Below are 19532 nucleotides of genomic sequence, written 5' to 3'. Positions count from 1 at the left end.
CGGATTGATTTCCGCGGGTTCCGTGTATATTTCTTCCTGACGGCATTTTCCTGACGCCGGACACGATACGCAGGGAGGCAAGGGTTGTCCGATTTTCGCGGCAAGCGTCTGCGCACAGGATGGTTCGACAGTCTTCAGGCGCGCCTGTTTCTGGCTGTTCTCGTCGTTGTCGTGCCCATGCTCTGCGGTCTGGGCTATTACGTCTGGCACCAGTATCGCGGGCTGATGGACAATAGCGACCGGGCGGCCGAGAGCCTGGTCGGCACGACCGCCGCTTACGATCGCGCCCTCATCAATGATGTGGGCGATGTGCTCCGGACACTGGCGGATTCCCCCATTCTGCGCCAGCAGCGTTGGGATGAATGCCGCGGCTACCTGAGATCCCTGTTGGGGCGTCTGCCACGCTACGTGAATCTGGCCGTGATCGGCCTCCATGGCTACCAGGTCTGCTCTGGGGTGGTCGACCCGAATCCGCAGGGTTCCTATCTGGGCGACCGCGATTACTTCCGCCAGGCCCTGCGGCAGCCCGACGTGGCGTTGGGCGGTTTCATCATCGGACGGTTGTCCAGAGTGCCCACCCTGGTGCTGGCGTTGCGTGTGCCCGGAGAATCCGGTGGCGACAGCGGGGTGGTTTACGGCGCGCTCGACCTGAACTACCTGCGCGCGGGCGCGGCCATGCCCGACTTGCTTCCCGGCGCCCGTCTCTGGATTCTGGATCGGGACGGGCATGTGTTGCAGCGTTTGCCGAACGGCATCAGCCACCTGGGTGAGCGACTGAATCCGCATCCCTCCGGCGTGACGGGTCTGGTGCGGGGCGCCTATGAGGACCCCGGTGGCGAACGCTGGGTGTCGCTGTCCATGACGGCGGGGCCGCGTGGGGACCCGCACGGTCTGTCCGTGCTGTACGAGATACCGGAGTCGGTGCTCTACGCCGAAGCGCGCCGCGCGCTATGGGTGGGTGTGATCGTCACCCTGTTGCTGCTGTGCGTGGCCGCAATGGCCGCCTGGAATCTGATGCAACTGGCGGCCGGGCGCAGTCTGCAGCATCTGCGCGAGGCCGTGCGCCGGCTGGCGGCCCAGGATTTTTCCGGGCGGGTGGCCGACCGGCTGCAAGGCCGGGACATGCGGGAAATCGGCCAGCAGTTCGACGACATGGCCGATGCGCTTCAAGCGTATCAGCGTTCATTGGCGCAGTCCGAGCAGAGCTACCGCCTGCTGTTCGAAGGCAGCCCCAATCCCATGATGGTCCTCAGCCTGGATAGCGGCCGGTTCCTGGCCGTCAACGACGAGGCGATGCGGCGCTATGGCTACGACCGGGATCAATTCCTGAGCCTGACGCTCGATGATTTGCGCATCGAGGTGCCCGATCATCAGCCGGACACCGCCTTCTCCTACGAGCGCCATCGCCGGGGGGACGGCCAGCCCCTGCTCGTCGAGGTCCGCAGCCTGTCCCTCATGTTCACCGGCCAGATGGCGCATGTGCTGGTCATTCATGATCTGACCGAGCAGGAAACGCTGAGTCGGGGGCTGCGGGAACGCGAACGCCTGATCAATCAACTGATGGATGTCACGGCGGAGGCCATTTACGGGCTGGATGCGACGGGGCGCTGCATCTTCGCCAACCAGGCCTGCTCGCACCTGCTGGGGTACGACCATCCCGATCAACTGGTGGGACAGCATTTCCACAGCCTGATCCACTATCGGCACGAGGACGGCCGTCCCTATCCCCTCGAGGAATGCCGCATGCATCTGGCCCTCGAAGAGGGCCGGGGGATTCACGTGGACGACGAGGTGCTGTGGCGTCGCGACGGTTCCTGCTTCCCGGTCGAGTACTGGTCCTATCCGATCTGGCAGGACAACCGGCTCGAGTTCTGCCTGGTGACCTTCCTGGACATCAGCGAGCGCCGGGCGCAGCAGCGGGCGCTGGCCTATCAGGCCGCGCATGATCCCTTGACGGGGCTGCTGAACCGGGGGGATATCCTGCGGCGCCTCCAGGCGCGTTCGGCACAGGACCCTGAAGCGCACTGGACCCTGGTCATGTCCAATCTGGACGGTTTCAAAGAGGTCAACGAGGCGCTGGGGCACGATGCGGGCGACCGGCTGCTCCAGGCGGTCGCCCAGCGGCTCCAGGGGATGCTGGGGCCGGCCTGCACGCTGGCCCGGCTGGGCAGCGACGAATTCGCCTTCTTGCTGGACACGGGGGACGAGGCCCAGGCCCAGGATCGGGTGCGCGTCCTGCTGGCCGCGTTGCGCGATCCGTTCGCGCTGAACGACCTGCAGATCCGGATCAGTTGCAGCTTCGGCCTGGCCGTGCACCCCGTGCACGCTCGCGAGCCGGATGAACTGATCCGCTGCGCCGACACCGCGATGCGCCGGGCCAAGCGCGATGGCCTGGGGATCGCCGTGTTCAATCCCCAGGACCGCGCCAGCGTCCACGATCGTCTGCTGCTGCGCGGCGAGTTGCGCACGGCGTTGGCGCAGGGCCAGTTCCTGCTGCATCTGCAGCCCAAGATCTTTCTGAACGGCGGGCCCGGCGGTTCGGGCGGGCCGATGGGTTTCGAAGCCCTGACCCGCTGGGCGCATCCCGAGCGGGGGATGATTCCACCGGACCGGTTCATTCCGGTCATCGAGGTCAGCGACCTGATCCATCCCTTCACCCTCTGGGTCGTGGATCAGGCGGTGGCCTGTTGCGCCAGGCTGCAGGCCGTCCATCCCGGGGTCGGCATGGCGGTGAACGTGTCCGCCCGCAACCTGCTGGACGGCCATTTCCCCGGCCAGGTCGGGGACGCCTTGCGGCGTCATGGACTGGCCCCCGCCCTGCTGGAACTCGAAGTCACGGAAAGCGCCATCATGGCCGATCCCGCCCGGGCGCTGGAAACCCTGCATGCCTTGAGTGCCCTGGGCGTGCGCTTGTCGATCGACGACTTTGGCACGGGCTATTCCTCGTTCGCTTACCTGAACCGCTTGCCCGTCAATGCGCTGAAGATCGACCAGTCTTTCGTGGCGGGCATGGCCGCCGACACCGACATGCGCGCCATCGTGCGTTCCATCATCGAGATGAGCCACACCCTGGGCCTGATGGTGATCGCCGAGGGCATCGAGACGCAGGAAACGCTGGACCTGTTGCGCGGCATGGGGTGCGATGTCGGCCAGGGCTACTTCATCGGGTATCCCGCGCCCGAGTCCAGCGCCGAGGACTGGCTGCGCGATCACTGACGCTTCAATGCCGAACCCCTTCATGACCGACCCCGCCGACGCCCATCTGATCGAGACCCTGCTTCGCAGCGAAACCCTGTGCGAGGGTGATTTCCTGAAGGCGCGCCGCGATACGGTGCGCATGCCCGACGGGGGCGTTTCGACGCGCGAATATATCGTGCACCCGGGTGCGGTGGTGGTGATCCCCTTGCTGGATGATCGTCACGTGCTGGTCGAACGCCAGTTCCGCTATCCCGTGGGTCGCGTCATGACGGAGTTTCCGGCCGGCAAGCTCGACCCGGGCGAGGATCCCTGGGCGTGCGCCCGGCGCGAGCTGCGGGAGGAAACCGGCTATACGGCCGCGGAGTGGGCGCAGGCCGGCGGCATGCACCTGGCTATCGCCTATTCCACCGAAATCATTCACGTGTTCTTCGCCCGGGGACTGAAGGCCGGCGAACGGCATCTGGACGCGGACGAGTTCCTGGATGTCCGCATCCTGTCCGACGAGGCCGTGTTCACGGCCTGTCGCGATGGCGCGCTCACCGACGCCAAGACCCAGACCTGCCTGCTGTGGCTGCAGAATGTGCGCAGCGGACGCTGGCCGCTGGACTGGCGCCCGAATCCGGATCAGGATTCAGTGTAGGGCTCGAAGCGGCCCGTCTCGGGGTCGCGTACGAACAGCACGCCCGTTGCGACGCCGAAATAGGCGCCATGGATGGTCAGCTTGCCGGCGTCGACGCGCTCGCGCACGGCGGGGAAGGTCATCAGGTTGCGCATGCTGTATTCCACCACACCCCATTCCATCCGGCGGATCCATTCGGTCCGGTCGCCCGCGCAGGGGCCGACCGCGTCGGCCACAGGCTTGATCTGCGACATCCATTTGCCGATGAAATCGCGTTTCGACAGGGGGGCGGCCTGGTTCGCATAGGCGGATATCCCGCCGCAGCTGGCGTGTCCCATGATCACGATGTGACTGACTTCGAGCGCGTTGACCCCGAATTCGACGCAGGCGCTGGTGCCGTGGAAAGCGGCTTCCGGGTTTTCATCGCATGGCGGCACAATGCCGGCGATATTGCGCACCACGAACATTTCTCCCGGGCCGGCGTCGAAAATGGTTTCGGGGGCCACGCGCGAATCGCCGCAACTGATCACCATGGTGTCCGGGCTCTGCCCTTTCTCGGCCAGTTCGAGGTAGCGTGCGCGTTCGGTTGCAAGTCGGCCGCGCAGAAAAGAGCGGTAGCCATCGGTCAGTCGTCGAGGGAACACGATGAAGTCCTTCAGAGTTGAATGGGGTCGGGCGCGTCGGCGAAGATGTCGCCGGCCGCCTCGCGTGAGAGCAGTTGATTGATCGGACCTGCCAGATGGCCGTGCCGGACCGTGATGGCATAGAAGTGTTCCGTCAGTTGCGAGGATTCGCCGACATGCACCAGTGCGCCCGAGTGCAGTTCATCCTGCACGACCACTTCCGGCAGTACCGTGATCCAGCCGCTGTCGCGGGCGATCAGGCGCAGCATGGTCATGTCGTCGACCTCGGCGCGCAGCCTGGGCTGGACACCGGCCGAAAAACACAGGGCATCGAACTGCAGGCGCACGCTGTGGCGCACGCTGGGCATGGCCATCTCGACGGCGTCCAGGTCTTGCGGCACCCGCAGCGCGGTACCTGCCCAGCGGTCGGCCCGGCCGACCAGGGAAATCACCTGGCTGCCAAGGAATCGCGAAGACGTCGGACGCGTCGGGTCGGAGGGAACGGGTTCGTTGGCGAGCACGACGTCCAGTTGGTGGCGCAGGAGCCGTTCCACCAGGGTTTCCAGCGATCCGGAATCCACCGAAAGCACGATGGTCGGGTCGCGCAGCAGCGGGCGCAGCCAGTTGACCTGAAAATTTCGTGACATGGTCGCCACGCTGCCTACGCGGACGCGGGTCGTGCCTTCATCCCGGCCATCGAGCCACCCGAGCATCTGTTCGCCCAGCGCGAAGATGTTTTCGGCGTAGGCGAAGACCTGCTGGCCCGTCGCCGTGAGCTCCAGATGGCGCCCTTGGCGATCGAACAAAGACATGCCCAGCCGGCTCTCCAGGTGCCGGATCTGCGTCGAGAGGGCGGACTGGGAAGTATGGATCTGTTCGGCCGCGCGCGTCAGGGAGCCTTCTTTGGCCACGCGCCAGAAATAGAACAGATGCTTGAAGTTGAGCTGGTTGATGTCCATCGTTCTTTTTTATAGAACTTTTCAATATTATAAATGTAATTTACAGAACATACGAAAACTTCAAGAATACGTCTACCGTTTTTATGCCCGGCCATGACCGCTGTAAACGAAAACGCGGGGTGGCCGGGTGTGATGCAGCAAGATATTTCTGGGGGTTTCCCGTGTTGAGTGATTTGAATGAATTGAATTTCGTGCTGGCGCTGGCGCCCGCGGTGTTGATGGCAATGGTCGCGGCATCGACATGGCGCAGCCAGGCGCCGGTCGACCGTCTATGGAAACGATCCAACGCGCTCACATTCGCCGCGCTGCTGTGCGCGTTGCTTGGTCTGGTGACGCAGTTGTCCATCTCCGAAGCGTCCGGCGTCATCCAGTCGGGCCTGGGCGACTGGCTGGCCGTGAATACGTTCGGCGCCTGGGTCAGCCTGCTGGTGCAACTGTTGGGCACAGCGATCGGCGTCTACTCTTCCAATCATCTCAACGGCGAGGCGCGGCAGCCGGTCTACATCGCCGCGCTGACAGCCGTGCTGGCGGCCGTGCATCTGCTGCTCCTGGCCAACCACTGGGTTGTCCTGATCGCCGCCTGGGCCGCCATCGGTGGCGCCATGCATCCTCTGCTGTGTTTCTACGGCGACCGGCCCTTCGCATTGCTCGCCGCGCACAAGAAACGCGTGGCCGATCGCGTGGCCGATCTGCTGCTGGTCGTGGCCGCCGCGCTGGCGTGGTCCGAGACGGGGAGCGGGTCCTTCTCCGTCCTGTGGGACCACATTGCCGCAGGCCATGCCTCCGGAACCCTGGCCTGGAGCGGCGTCTGCCTGGCGCTGGCGGTCATCGCGCGCACGGCGCTGATGCCGGTGCATGGCTGGCTGGCCCAGGTGATGGAAGCCCCCACACCGGTCTCGGCGCTGTTGCATGCCGGGGTCGTGAATCTGGGAGGGTACGTGCTGGTCCTGTTCGCGCCCTTGCTGGGTGTTTCGCTCGCCGCCCGCTGGCTGCTGGTCGTGTTCGGACTGGTGTCGGCGATGGTGGCCGGCATGGTCCTGCTGACCCGTGTCAGCCAGAAGGTGCATCTGGCCTGGTCCACGATCGCGCAGATGGGTTTCATGCTGCTCGAGTGCGGCCTGGGCCTGTACCTGTTCGCGGCGCTGCATCTCCTCGGCCACTCCTTGTACAAGGCGCACAACTTCCTCAATGCGTCCAGCACGGTCGGGGAATGCGAGCGCAAACTCCTGACGGGAGAGGCCCGCAATTCGGGTCTCAGCATGATCGTCGCCGTGCCCGTGGCCCTGGGGATCGTGTGCCTGCTGCGCGCGGCCGTCGGGCATGAGACCTGGCCATGGTGGTGGAGCGCCGTGCTGGCGCTTGCCTGGGCGCCGATCCTGTGGGTGCCGAAAGCCGGCGCCGATCGTTCCGGGGCCGTGATGGCGAGAGTGCTCGCCGCGCTCGGCATGGCTTCGTTTCTGACCCTCGCCGCGGTGCTCGCCGATCATGCGCCGATCGGGGCGGACAATGATCCGCTGGCTCCCGCCGGTATCGTCGCCTTGGTGGGCATGAGTGCCATGTACCTCGCGATGGTGGTTTTTCAGATCCGGCCGCAATCGGTCGTGACGCTGCGTCGCTGGGTGTATTCAGGCTTCTACATGGACGAAGGCTACACCTATTGGGTGCTGAGGCTGTGGCCTGTCCGCTGGGCGGGTGCCGGGCAGGCGGCCCGGGGCCAGGCCTGGAATCCGGGTGAGTCGGCCTTTGGGAAGTCCGGATCATGAGCGCCATTCCCGCAACCCCGGAGTCATCGGAAGAGGCTTTTGTGACACCTGAAGTCCGGAATGACGGAGCCCTCGAGGCGGCCGTCCGGGGCGCTTGCGCCCGCATCATGCCGGCCTGGCCGCTGGATCAGGCGGTGGCGGTCAATCCCCACTGGCGGCGGATCGATCAGCCGATCCGCCAGGTGGCGGCGCGGCTGGCGGTGCTGGGGGACTTCCACGTGTTTCCTCAGCGGGATTACATCCAGCGGAAGTGGTCCGCCGGGGAAATCACGCGTGCGGACCTGGAGGCGGCGCTGCGAGCCCAGGCCGCGCACGAAGCGTGCCATGTCACGGCCGAGCACTGTATCGCGGCATTGTCCGGGCGGCCCGGCGTGCGCCGCGAGCCCTTGCTGGTCGATCTGCTCGATGATGCCGCGCAGGAAAATCAGCGCTGGCCCTGGCGCGAGGCCATCGTGTTCCAGTTGAGCCAGGCCTGCGCCGCGTACTTTGATCGTCACCAGGCGGATTGGCGTGCTTCGGGCAGCCCCTCGCTCTACAGCTTCTGGCGTGAAAGCATGATCGGCGATCATGGCCAGAGCTCGAGGATGGGACTGCCGGGATTGATCGCGCAGATGCGGCAAATGCCCTCGCGGGCGGAAGATGCCCTGGGCTGGGCGCTGGAAGCGCTTCGGATCGAGGCGCCGGTCTGGCAGGCGTATTTCGAGGCATTGCTGCTTTCGATCAACGGATGGGCCGCCTGGTGCGCTTACGTGGGCTGGCAGAAGGTGCCGACAGGGCGGGAGGATCCCCGGCTGTCCGATCTGCTGGCATGCCGGATCGCCTGGGAAGCCGTACTGGCCCGCACCGTGCCGCCCGCCGCGCGGCGATCCGCGTGCGCCGCGCTGAGTGCCGCCTGGCAGGATTTCGACCAGCGTGTCGCGGAAGCGGATGCGGCCCTGGTGGTCGATGAAGTATGGCAGCGGGCGCTCGAAATCAGCTTTCAGCGGGAGTTCGCGCACACTTTGCGTTCGCCGGCGCCATCCGGAACGCCCCAGCCGCCGGAGGTGCAGGCAGTGTTCTGCATCGATACGCGCAGCGAGCTCATGCGGCGCGCGCTGGAAGCATGCTGGTCGGGTGTCGAAACGCATGCCTTCGCGGGTTTCTTTGGCCTCCCGGTGCATTACAACCCGCTGGGTACTGAAGTGCGTCGTCCCCAGTTGCCCGGGATCGCCTACCCGAGCGTCGCAATGAAAGACGTCGTCACGGCGCCGGGCCAGGCCTGTGCCGACGAGGCGCAATCGGCCCGGGCCGTGGCGGTCCGCCGTCGTCGGCTCGCCCGGATCGATCAGTGGCTGGGCGCCGTGCGTTGGCCGAACACGACCTTTTCCTTTGTCGAGGCCTTCGGGATCGGATACCTGGGCAAGATCGCGCAATGGATCCGCCCTCCAGCCACGCCGCGCGTGGCCGCGGACCGGCTCGGCATGCCCGCCGCCGTTCAGGCGCACTGCCGGCCCATGATGACCGGACTGGACGACGGGGCCCGGGTGGAACTGGCCGCCGGTATCCTGCATGCGATGGGTCTCGATGATCGTCTGGCGCCGCTGGTGATCCTGTGCGGCCATGCGGGGCACAGCACCAACAATGCGCACGCTTCGACACTCGATTGCGGAGCCTGCCATGGCAGGCCCGGCGATGCCAATGCCCGCGCCCTGGCGCATTTGCTGAATGATCCGCAGGTGCGCGAGGGGCTGCGCGCACAGGGACTGCATATTCCGGACGGTACGGTTTTCATGGGCGCCCTGCACAATACGACCACGGACGAGGTGACCGGTTTCGACCTGGACCTTCTGCCGGAGTCCGCGCGCGAGCGCTGGGAGACGATGGAGCGGGTCTTCGCGCAGGCGGGCGACCGCGTCCGCCGCGAGCGCGCGCCGAAACTGTCGATGAATGTCGATCTTGATCCGGCGGGCTTGCTCAAGGCCTTCCGGCGCAGGGCCAACGATGGTTCGCAGACCCGGCCGGAGTGGGGCCTCAGCCGCAATGCGGCATTCGTCATCGGTCCACGCGACCGCAGCAGGGGGCGGGTGCTCGACCGTGCCTATCTGCACGACTACGATGCGCGCTTCGATGCGGATGGCAAGGTGCTCGAGGCGCTGATGACGGGACCCATGGTCGTCACCCACTGGCTCTCCTGGCAGTACCACGCCTCCACCTGCGATCCCGTGCATTTCGGCGCGGGAAGCAAGGTGCTGCACAATGTCGTGGATGGACACGTCGGGGTGTTCGAGGGCAACGGCGGCGACTTGCGCATCGGCCTGCCGCGCCAGTCCTTGCATGATGGCGAGGACTGGTATCACCAGCCTGTACGCCTGACCGTCGTGATCGATGCGCCCGCCGCCGCGATCGAAAGCATCATCGCGCGTCATGCCGTGCTGGGCCAGTTGTGCGACAACGGCTGGTTGCTGCTGTGGCGCTACGAGGGCGACGATCTGCGGCGCTACGAGCGGGGCCGTTGGCTGCCGCTCGACGTCTGATCGCGCCCGCGCGGCGCGCGGCCTAACGCTCCGCGCGGGCGATGCCCCACGGGTTGTCCGCCCGCAGCGCGGGGGGCAGCAGACCGTCGGGGATATCCTGGTAGCACACCGGGCGCAGGAACCGCGTGATCGCCAGCGTGCCCACCGAGGTCGAGCGCGGGTCGGAGGTGGCGGGGAATGGCCCGCCGTGGACCATGGCGTCGCACACTTCGACCCCGGTCGGGAAACCGTTGACCAGGATGCGGCCGGCCTTCAGTTCCAGGATCGGCAGCAGTCCGGCCGCAAGGGCCTCGTCGGCGCCGCTCCCCAGATGCAGGGTGGCCGTCAACTGGCCTTCCAGCGACTGGGCGACCGCCGCCAGCTCCTCGGGGGATGCGCAGCGCACGACCAGGGCGCTGGCGCCGAACACTTCGGCGCCCAGACTCACCGGATCGGCCAGGAAAGCCTGGGCCGTGGTCGCCGCCAGGCCGGCCTGGCAGGGTGCGGGGCCGTCGCCCGCGGCGCCGCGCGCCAGGGGCTCGACACCCGCATGGCCATGCAGGTGTTCGATCCCTTCCCGGTAAGACCGGGCGATGCCCGCCGTCAGCATGGTGGCGGCGGGCGCGGCGCCCACGCCCTTGGCGGCCAGGCGGACGAAGCGGTCCAGGTCCGGCCCGTCCAGGCCGACGATCAGGCCCGGGTTGGTGCACAGCTGGCCCGCGCTGCCTGTCAGCGAGGCGACGAACCCTGTGGCGAGGTCTTCGGCGCGCGCGGCCAGGGCGCCGGGCAGCAGGAACACCGGATTGGTGCTGCTCATTTCCGCGTAGACAGGAATGGGAACAGGCCGCGCGGCGGCGGCCCGCATCAGGGCCAGGCCGCCCTGGCGGGATCCGGTGAAGCCGACCGCCTGGATCGAGGGGTGCCCGACCAGCGCCAGACTCAGTTCGTGGCCCGGTCCGGCCAACAGGGAAAAGACGCCTTCGTGCAGGCCGCATTGCCGCACGGCGCGGCGGATGGCCCGGCCCACCAGTTCCGATGTCCCTGGGTGCGCGGGATGCGCCTTGACCACGACCGGCGCGCCGGCGGCCAGGGCCGAGGCCGTGTCGCCGCCCGCCACCGAGAAGGCCAGGGGGAAATTGCTGGCGCCGAAGACGGCCACCGGCCCCACGGGGATGTGGCGCAGGCGGATATCGCCGCGCGGCATCGGCGTGCGTTCGGGCAAGGCGCGGTCGATGCGGGCGCCGATCCAATCGCCGTCGCGCACGACACGGGCGAACAGGCGCAGTTGGTTCACGGTGCGGCCGCGCTCGCCTTCCAGGCGGGGCCGGGGCAGGCCGGTCTCGCGCATGGCGCGCTCAATCAGGGCGTCGCCCAGGTCCAGGATGGATTGGGCGACGGCTTCCAGGAACACGGCGCGCGCTTCCAGACCGGTTTCGCGGTAGGCGGCGAACGCGGCTTCGGCCAGCCGCGCCGCCCGGTCCACCTGGCTTGCGTCGGCGCCGTGCCAGGCGGGTTCAAGCGTTTCGCCGGTGGCGGGGTCGTAGGCGTGGAACGCGGCGCCGGTGCCGGGGATGTCCTGGCCGCCGATCAGTTGGGTGCCGGTGATTTGCATGATGGAGTCCTTCATCTCAGTCGTCTGTCGGGGCCGCGTCGCCTGCGCGACGGGTCGGGGGCGGGCGGACATCGAGCCGCAGGCCGATGTCCAGGGATTCGTCGGGCGCCAGGACGCGCAACCCGGTGCCGGACTGTCCGAGCGCGCTCAGATTGACGGCGTCGCAGACATGGGTGGCCGGTTCGACGCACAGGTAGCGCCCGGCGCTGGCGTGCAGCACCACGTGTTCCAGCGGGCCCTCGGCATGCAGGTCCAGACCCGGACCCGCGTCCCAGTCCACCTGGGCGTGTCCATCCCAGCCGCCCAGGAAGGCCGTCCAGGTTTGCGTGCCGCGCGCCCACCCCACGCGGCGGTTGGGCCGGGGGAAACGCGCCAGTTCGTCTTCATGCGTCCACTCGGTCGCGGCGTTCAAACGGGCGCGCTGCGCGGTGAAGTACGGATGCAGTCCCAGGCCGGCGGGCATGGGGGTGTCCGACAGATTGCGCAGGGAAAGGCGGATGCGCAGGCCCGCGGAGTCCAGCCGGACGGTCTGGCGCAGGCGCCAGCGCCAGGGCCAGCCGCCGACGCCGGCCGGATGGTCCAGTGTGAGTTCGGCGTGGTCGATGCCGGATTCCCGCACCGTCCAGGCCATCGCCTGGGCCTGGCCGTGCAGGGCGTGCGGATGACCGGGCAGGGCTTCCAGCGCCAGGATGCCGGACCGCCAGCGCAGCCGGGCGTCGCGTACACGGTTGGAAAACGGCGCCAGCGGGAACAGGCCGCCCTTGGGCCAGGCGTGAGCGGGCCAGCCATCGCTGTCGATCGGGGCCAGCCAGTCGCGCGGCCCTTCGGGCAGATCGGTGGTCCAGCGCAGGACGCGCCCGCCCGCTGCGGGAGCGACCAGGACCCGGTGGGGGCCGTGGCGCAGATCCAGGCGGTCGGATCCGGCCGCCTCCAGCCGGGCGGCGTACAGGGAAAGCGACGTCATGCCTCGCGGGGCGCTTCCTTGACGCGGCTGACCAGCTGCGTCGGGCTGACGAAGCGCAGGGCGATCAACACCCACAGCAGGGTGATGGCCATATAGATCATCGCCATCGCGTCGATCGCCTGGGGCGCGCGCACGCCGGTGGAGAACACTGCGTAGTACAGCGCCACGACCAGGGTCTGGGAATCCGGTCCCGCCGTGAAGAAGGTCAGCTCGAACATGCCGATCGTGCGCACCAGCACCAGCAGGCCCGCCGCCAGCATGCCCGGGACCAGCAGGGGCAGCAGCACATGGCGGAAATACTGGAAGGTGTTGGCGCCGAAGATGCGCGCGGCGGATTCCAGGCCCGGGTCGATCTGCTCGATGAAAGGCGTCATCACCAGGATCACGAAGGGCAGGGCGGGTACCAGGTTGGACAGGATGACACCGGTCAGCGTGCCGCCGACGCCGATCTGGTACATGGCCGTGGCCATGGGGATGCCGTAGGTGACCGGCGGCACCATCATGGGCAGCAGGATCAGCAGCATGGCCAGGCGCTTGCCGGGGAACCGGGCGCGGGCCAGCGCGTAGGCGGCGGGCACGCCCAACAGGATCGACAGCAGGACCGTGGCGGCGACGACTTCGAGCGTCACCACCAGGATGTGCGCCAGTTGGAAGTCGTCCCAGGCGCGGCCGTACCAGGACAGCGTGAAGCCTTCCGGCAGCGGCGTGCCGAACCAGCGGGTCGCCACTGAATTGACCACCACGGTGGCGATCATGAAGACGACGTTCAGCAGGAAAAAGCCCATGACGGTCCAGATCGTGGCGCGCCACAGCCAGCCCCAGCGCCGCGAGGGCGAGGCGGCGTGCGCGCCGGTGTTCCGGGAAGTCGGGCGTGTGTGTGCATTCATGATCTCAACCCTTGCCGCTGGTGGCCGGCCCGCTGTAGAAGGCGCGCCGGAACGCGAAGATCGCGCAGACGATGAGCAACTGCACGAACCCCATGACGATGGCGATGGCCGAGGCCATGCCGTAGTCGTATTGCTCGAAGGCCGCCTCGTAGGCGGCGATGGAGATCACCCGTGTCGGTCCCGCCGGGGCGCCCAGCAGGATGGCGGACGGAAACACGGCGAAGGCCTGGACGAACGACAGCGCGGCGGCCATCGACAATCCCGGTACCAGCAGCGGCAGATAGATCAGCCGGAACTGGTTCCAGGGGCCGGCGCCCAGCGTGCCCGCTGCCCGTGCCAGCGTCGGGTCGATGCCCGAGATGTAGGACAGCGTCAGCAGGAAGGCGAAGGGAAAGCCGGAAATCACCAGGGAGATCAGCACGCCCCAGAAATTGTGGGTCAGCCGGACCTCGTCCATGTACAGGTGGAAGCCCTGCAGGAACTGAGGAAACCAGCCCGCCGGGCCATAGAAGGTCAGCATGCCGTCGGCGACCAGCACCGTGCCCAGGGTGATCGGGATCACCAGCAGCGTCGTGACGATGCGCTGCGAGCGGCTGTTGTGACGCAGGGCGAAGGCGACCGGCACGGACAGGCCGACGTTGATCAGGGTGGCGGGCACGGCCAGTTTCAGCGTTACCCACAGCGTGCCCCACTGGGACGGTGTGGTGAAGAAGTGCGCATAGTTGGCCCAGAAGCCGCCGCCGTCCATGGGCTGCGTCGAAATGACGACGCCATAAAAGAACGGGTAGATGAACAGGGCGAGCAACACCAGGACGGCGGGCGCCACCAGCCAGCCGCGCCGGTCTCCCGTGGGCGCGACGGCGTTCATGCGGCCCCCTTGGCGCTGTGCGCCGTCCCCCCAAGGGGGAATTCGTACTTGGAGCGGTCCTGCGTACTCATGCGGCCTCCGCGTAAGCCAGGACCCGGTCGGCCGGGATGTGCAGCCGGATGCGGTCGCCCGGCGCGAAGGCGCCCGGCAGCCGCACGTACAGGTCGCCCAGGGCGGTGGAGACGAACAGCAGGGAATCGCGTCCGCCGAACTCCAGGGACCGGACCGTGGCATCGATGCCGTTGGCCTGGCCCGCTTCGGCGAGCTGGAAATCGTCGGGCCGCATGGCGATGGCGACTTGCTGGCGGCCGGCCAGGTCGCCGATGGCCGTGCCGTTCATCTGGACCTGATTGTGTTCGACGACCAGGCCGTCGCCGGCCTGCCGCACCGTGCGGAAATCGAGTACGTTGCGGTAGCCCATGAAGCGCGCCACGTGCAGGTTGCGCGGACGGCCGTAGACTTCGCGAGGGGCGCCGATCTGTTGCACCGAGCCGGCGCGCATGACCACGATCCGGTCGGCCATCGATAGGGCCTCGTCCTGATCATGCGTGACGTAAATGGTGGCGCGTTCCAGCTGGCGGTGGATCCGGCGGATTTCCGCGCGCATCTCGATGCGCAGCTTGGCGTCCAGGTTCGACAGCGGCTCGTCCATCAGGATCACGGGCGGTTCGATGACGATGGCCCGGGCGATGGCGACGCGCTGCTGCTGGCCGCCGGACAACTGGCCCGGCAGCTTGTGTTCATGGCCTTCCAACTGGACCAGGGACAGGGCCGATTGGACGCGGCGGGCGATCTCGTCTTTGCGCACGCCGCGCATCTTCAGCCCGAAACCGACGTTGTCGCGCACCGGCATGTGAGGGAACAGCGCGTAGTTCTGGAACACCATGCCGAAACCGCGCCTTTCAGGGGGCAGCACGTCGATGCGGGTATCGTCCAGCCAGATGCTGCCTTCGGTGAGCGAGGTCAGGCCCGCCAGGCAGTTCAGGGCGGTCGACTTGCCGCAGCCCGACGGCCCCAGCAGGGCGATGAACTCGCCGCGCTGGATGTCGAGGCTGAGGTCGCTCAGGGCGGCGACGGCCGAACCGGAGGCCGTGTCGAATTTCCGGCCCACGGCATCCAGACGCAGCTGTTGAAAAGAATGATTCATGATTCTTGATCCAGGGAGGTCGGGCCACCCGCCCGTCCGGATCGGGCGGGTGGGCGGCCGGTCACGGAAAAGCGACTGCTTATTTCTTCAGGGCGCCGACTTCGGTGTCCCATTTGTGGAAGGCCTCGACCATGGCCTTCGCGTCCAGCGGCACGGCGTTCGGGCGACGGGCGATCAGTTCATCGTATTCCGGACGCCCGAACTTCTTGATGATTTCCTGGCTTTCGGCCGGCGCGGCCGACAGAGGCACGTCGCGGATGGCCGGGCCCGGGTAGAAATAGCCGGAGTCATAGGTCATGGCCTGCTGCCTGGGTTCGAGCATGAACTTCAGCAGCTTGAACAGGACCTTCTGCTTGTCGGCCGACACGCCCTTGGGGATCACCATGTAATGGGCGTCGTTCACCCAGGTGAAGTTGTCGAAGGCCTGGATCTTGAAGTCGGCGGGCACCACGCCCAGCGCGCGCGGGTTGATGTCCCAGCCCGTGACGGTCACCGTCATGTCGCGGCTGCCTTCGCCCAGTTCCTTCATCACGGCGGACGTGCCGCCCGGATAGTAGGGCACGCAATCGTTCAGTTCCTTCAGGAATTTCCAGGTCTTGTCCCAGCCGTTGATCGGATCGTAGGGATCCTTGTCGCCCAGCAGGTAGGGCAGGCCCATCAGGAAGGTGCGGCCCGGGCCCGAGTTCGCCGGGCGCGCGTAGATCAGCTTGTTGGGATTGGCCTTGCACCAGGCCAGCAGTTCGGCCGGCGTCTTGGGCGGATTCTTGACCTTGGCCGGGTTGTATTCCAGCAGCGGGCCGGCCGGCATGAAGGTGACTTCCAGTCCGTAGCCCTGGGCCAGTTCCTGCATGCGGGCGGGGCCCCGCGCGTACTGGTTCAGGATGCGCTTGAACTCGGCCTCGTGGTCGGGCAGCAGCTTCAGCCAGAGGTCCTGTTCGATGCCGGCGGCCAGGGCGTCGGTGCCGGTCAGGACCAGGTCGATGTCCGAGCGTCCGGCCTTTTGCATGGCCTTGATCTTGCCGGGCAGTTGCGGCGAGGGGGCGTTGGTGAAGGTGATGCTCGAGACCAGGTCGGGGTTCTGGTCGCGGAAGGCTTCCAGGGCCTTCTGCGTCAGGGCCAGGTTGCCCGCCACGTCGACGACGTTCAGCGTGACGGGAGCGGCGTGGGCCGACAGGGCGGCGCCGGCCAGGGCCAGGGCGCCCGCCAGGGCGTGGAATCGTCCCCTCCGGCGGGGCTGCTTGATGCTTTTCATGAATTGTCTCCTAGGGTGTTCGTCTGTGCGGGGAAGAATCCGGCGGACGGAAGTTCCGGTTCAGCCGGGGGCCTGGGGATCGGACCGTTCTTCTCGTAAGTCATCATATAAGTTGATGGGTGAGGAGGACAACATTTTTTTCCATCTCCAGCAGGAGGAAAGGCGGTTCAATAAAATCAAAAAATAAATTAGATATTTGATTTTAAAGATAAATTACTTGGTTATTTCTTGTGCGTCAGTATATTCCCTAGTAGTCCTGGATTGATGGCTGATTCTACAGTCTGCATGTCATACGACAACATGATTTCTTTCCGCGTCTCCCGCAAGGCCTCTCATGAAACTGAAGACTGTCAAGATCACGCCCATCGCATTCAAGGATCCCCCGCTGCTGAACGCGGCGGGCATCCACGAGCCCTATGCGCTGCGCACCATCATCGAGCTGGAAAGCGACACCGGTCAGATCGGTCTGGGCGAAACCTACGGCGATGCGCCCATCATCGAATTGCTGCGGGCCCTGCAGCCCAGCCTGATCGGCCTCGACCCCTTTGATCTGAACGGCCTGCGCCGGCGCATCCAGGATACGGTGGCCCGCACCCAGGTCAGCGCGAACACGGCCTACAAGCTCGCGCCCGGTACCGATCCGGCCAAGAATGTCCAGAAGCTGTATTCGGCGCTGGAGGTTGCGCTGATGGACATGCAGGCCCGTCACCTGGGCGCGCCGCTGGTCGATCTGCTGGGCGGCCGCGCGCGCGACGCGGTGCCCTTCAGCGCCTACCTGTTCTTCAAGTATGCCCGCCACGTCGATCCGGCCTATCCGGATGACGCCTGGGGCGAGACCCTGACCCCCGCGCAACTGGTGGCGCAGGCCGAGACCATGATTGGCCGCTACGGTTTCCAGAGCATCAAGCTCAAGGGCGGGGTGCTGGAGCCCGGGCTGGAGGTGGCATGTGTCCAGGCGCTGGCGGCCCGGTTCCCGGGCATGCCGCTGCGCATCGATCCCAACGGCAACTGGTCGCTGGCGACGGCGATCGAAATGGGCAAGCGGCTGGACGGCCTGCTGGAATACTACGAGGACCCCTGCCCGACGCTGGCCGACATGGCGGCGCTGCACAAGGCGACCGGCCTGCCGCTGGCCACGAACATGGTGGTCACGGACATGGCCCAGTTCCGCGACAATGTTTCCGCGAACGGTTGCCAGATCATCCTGTCCGACCATCATTATTGGGGCGGACTGCGGGACACCCAGTTGCTCGCGCGCATGTGCGAGGTATTCGGCATGGGCCTGTCCATGCACTCCAATTCGCACCTGGGCATCAGCCTGATGGCCATGGCGCACGTGGCGGCCAGCGTGCCGGCCCTGAGTTACGCCTGCGATACGCACTATCCCTGGCTGGATCCCGACGAGGAAGTCATCGCGGGAGGGCACCTGCGCTTCACTGGTGGCGCCATCGTGCTGGGCGACGCCCCGGGCCTGGGCCTGGAGATCGACCAGGACGCCCTGGCGCGGCTGCACGCGCAGTACCTGAACTGCGGCATCCGCTCTCGCGACGACGCCGCGCAGATGCGCAAGTATCAGCCAGACTGGAGCGGCAAGGCGCCGCGGTTTTGAGGCACAACCGGCCCGCTCAGGTGACCGGGCCGGGGTTGAACAGAACCAGATCGTTGACGATTCCCCAGTGTTCGGCCCAGGTCTTGCGGCCGCTGGCGACCTCCAGGATGCGCTCGAACAGTTCCTGGCCCAGCTCCTCGATGCCGGCCTCGCCGGTGGCGATCCGGCCGGCGTCGACATCCATCAGGTCGTGCCAGCGGCGCGCCAGGTCCGATCGGGTGGCGACCTTGATCACCGGGACCTCGGCCAGCCCGTAGGGCGTGCCCCGGCCGGTGGTGAAGATGTGGACGTTCATGCCGGCCGCCAGTTGCAGCGTGCCGCAGACGAAGTCGCCGGCCGGCGTGGCGGCGTACAGCAGGCCTTTTTCCCGGGCGCGTTCGCCCGGCGGCACGACGCCGCGAATGGGCATCGTGCCGGATTTGACGATGGATCCCATGGCCTTTTCGACGATGTTCGACAGGCCGCCGCGCTTGTTGCCCGGCGTGGTGTTGGCGCTGCGGTCCGCCTGGCCGCGCTGCAAGTAATCGTCGTACCAGGCCATCTCCCGGATCAGGTCGCGGGCGACCTCGGGCGTGGCCGCCCGCGCCGTCAACTGATCGATGCCGTCCCGTACTTCGGTGACTTCAGAGAACAGGATGGTGGCGCCCGCACGCACCAGCAAGTCGGCGGCATGGCCAACCGCCGGATTGGCCGTGGCGCCGGAAAAGGCATCGCTGCCCCCGCACTGCACACCCACCACCAGATCGGACGCCGGGCAGGTCTCCCGGCTCCGCCGGTTGAGGCGTTCCAGGTGGGTTTCCGCCATGGCCAGGATTTCGTCGATCATGCTGCCGAAGCCGATGTGCCGCTCGTCCTGCAGACGCACGAGGTCCGGATGCGTGTCGCCGCGGCCCTTGAAACGCTCGGGCATGAGGCGTTCGGGCTGCAGCTTTTCACAGCCGAGACTGACCAGCATGACCTCGCCGCCGAAGTTCGGGTTCTGCGCGATGTGGCGCAGGGTCTTCACTGGAATCGAGGCGCCGGGGGCGTCGATGGCCACGCCGCAACCGTAGCCGTGATGCAGCGCCACCACGCCGTCCACGTTCGGATAGCGCGGCAGCAGTTCGCGGCGGATGCGGTCCAGGGCGATGTCCGCCACCCCGGCCACGCATTGCACGGTCATGGCGATGGCCAGGATGTTGCGGGTGCCCACGGACCCGTCGGCATTGCGGTAGCCCTGGAATGTGAAGCCGGACAGGGGTTCCGGGACGGGGGCGGGGGCGGTGCAGATCGGCAGGTCGTCCAGGGACGGCGCCGGCGGCATGCGCATCACGGCCTCGTAGACCCAGCTGCCGGCGGGCAGCGGCCTGGTCGCATGGCCGATGACGACGCCGTAGCGCACGATGGCGCCGCCTTCGGGGATGTCGGCCAGGGCGACTTTGTGGCCTTGGGGGATGGCTTCGAGCAGGGTCGGGCCATCGGCGATGCGGGCACCTGCGGGCAACCCCCGTTCGTTGGCGATGATGGCGACATTATCGCCCACGCGCATGCGGATCATGC

General features: G+C 66.9%; 14 protein-coding genes. 5 read left to right on the top strand and 9 right to left on the bottom strand.

Translation table 11 applies throughout. From position 1 onward, the window contains the following. The first annotated feature begins 84 nt into the window (after nt 1-84). The gene (locus O4H32_RS03930) at nt 85-3216 is read left to right on the top strand and encodes a bifunctional diguanylate cyclase/phosphodiesterase (protein ID WP_269356860.1); all 3132 of its coding nucleotides are present in this window, start codon (nt 85-87) and stop codon (nt 3214-3216) included. Then, nucleotides 3209-3838 carry an NUDIX domain-containing protein gene (locus O4H32_RS03925; protein ID WP_407932608.1) on the top strand — a complete coding sequence of 210 codons (630 nt, stop codon included), beginning with the start codon at nt 3209-3211 and terminating at the stop codon, nt 3836-3838. Before O4H32_RS03930 ends, O4H32_RS03925 begins: the two co-directional genes overlap by 8 nt. Here O4H32_RS03925 and O4H32_RS03920 read toward each other — a convergent pair. Together O4H32_RS03920 and O4H32_RS03915 are read right to left on the bottom strand one after the other, a co-directional pair. Beyond that, entirely contained in the window at nt 3823-4461 is a 639-nt protein-coding gene (locus O4H32_RS03920; RefSeq protein WP_269356856.1) for a carbonic anhydrase, read from the bottom strand. The genes O4H32_RS03925 and O4H32_RS03920 overlap by 16 nt on opposite strands. 11 nt (nt 4462-4472) lie before the next feature. After that, nucleotides 4473-5399 (bottom strand): LysR family transcriptional regulator, encoded by a 927-nt coding sequence (locus O4H32_RS03915; RefSeq protein ID WP_269356855.1) that lies wholly within the window; start codon nt 5397-5399, stop codon nt 4473-4475. A 164-nt stretch (nt 5400-5563) separates the two neighbouring features. Here O4H32_RS03915 and O4H32_RS03910 point away from each other — a divergent pair, with 164 nt between their 5' ends. After that, entirely contained in the window at nt 5564-7162 is a 1599-nt protein-coding gene (locus tag O4H32_RS03910) for an NADH-quinone oxidoreductase subunit L (protein WP_269356853.1), read from the top strand. After that, nucleotides 7159-9675 carry a YbcC family protein gene (locus tag O4H32_RS03905; protein ID WP_269356852.1) on the top strand — a complete coding sequence of 839 codons (2517 nt, stop codon included), beginning with the start codon at nt 7159-7161 and terminating at the stop codon, nt 9673-9675. The genes O4H32_RS03910 and O4H32_RS03905 overlap by 4 nt, the downstream gene beginning before the upstream one ends. A gap of 22 nt (nt 9676-9697) precedes the next feature. Here the strand turns inward: O4H32_RS03905 and O4H32_RS03900 are convergent, their stop codons facing one another. The 6 genes from O4H32_RS03900 to O4H32_RS03875 form a co-directional block, all read right to left on the bottom strand. Then, on the bottom strand, nt 9698-11266 hold the full coding sequence (locus O4H32_RS03900) for an aldehyde dehydrogenase (NADP(+)) (protein ID WP_269356850.1): 1569 nt from the start codon (nt 11264-11266) through the stop codon (nt 9698-9700). Nucleotides 11267-11282: 16 nt separating this feature from the next. Further along, a complete protein-coding gene (locus O4H32_RS03895) occupies nt 11283-12230 on the bottom strand; it encodes an aldose epimerase family protein (RefSeq protein WP_269356849.1) in 948 nt (315 codons plus the stop codon). Next, a complete protein-coding gene (locus tag O4H32_RS03890; RefSeq protein WP_269356847.1) occupies nt 12227-13117 on the bottom strand; it encodes an ABC transporter permease in 891 nt (296 codons plus the stop codon). Before O4H32_RS03890 ends, O4H32_RS03895 begins: the two co-directional genes overlap by 4 nt. A 4-nt stretch (nt 13118-13121) precedes the next feature. Further along, a complete protein-coding gene (locus O4H32_RS03885; protein WP_269356844.1) occupies nt 13122-13985 on the bottom strand; it encodes an ABC transporter permease in 864 nt (287 codons plus the stop codon). 67 nt (nt 13986-14052) lie between these two features. Then, a complete protein-coding gene (locus tag O4H32_RS03880; RefSeq protein WP_269356843.1) occupies nt 14053-15132 on the bottom strand; it encodes an ABC transporter ATP-binding protein in 1080 nt (359 codons plus the stop codon). Nucleotides 15133-15211: 79 nt separating this feature from the next. After that, the gene (locus O4H32_RS03875) at nt 15212-16384 is read right to left on the bottom strand and encodes an extracellular solute-binding protein (protein WP_269356841.1); all 1173 of its coding nucleotides are present in this window, start codon (nt 16382-16384) and stop codon (nt 15212-15214) included. A gap of 334 nt (nt 16385-16718) precedes the next feature. Between O4H32_RS03875 and O4H32_RS03870 the strand changes: the two genes are divergently transcribed. Then, nucleotides 16719-17993 carry a glucarate dehydratase family protein gene (locus tag O4H32_RS03870; RefSeq protein ID WP_269356839.1) on the top strand — a complete coding sequence of 425 codons (1275 nt, stop codon included), beginning with the start codon at nt 16719-16721 and terminating at the stop codon, nt 17991-17993. Nucleotides 17994-18009: 16 nt separating this feature from the next. Here O4H32_RS03870 and garD read toward each other — a convergent pair whose 3' ends face one another. After that, on the bottom strand, nt 18010-19530 hold the full coding sequence (gene garD, locus O4H32_RS03865) for a galactarate dehydratase (protein ID WP_269356981.1): 1521 nt from the start codon (nt 19528-19530) through the stop codon (nt 18010-18012). Between the last annotated feature and the right edge of the window lie 2 nt (nt 19531-19532).

It is taken from the genome of Castellaniella denitrificans, from assembly GCF_027214045.1.
In the GTDB taxonomy this organism is placed as follows: Bacteria; Pseudomonadota; Gammaproteobacteria; order Burkholderiales; family Burkholderiaceae_B; genus Castellaniella; species Castellaniella denitrificans_A.
The sequence above is the reverse complement of the archived record's forward strand: the minus strand, read 5'-3'. Positions and strand labels throughout refer to the sequence as shown.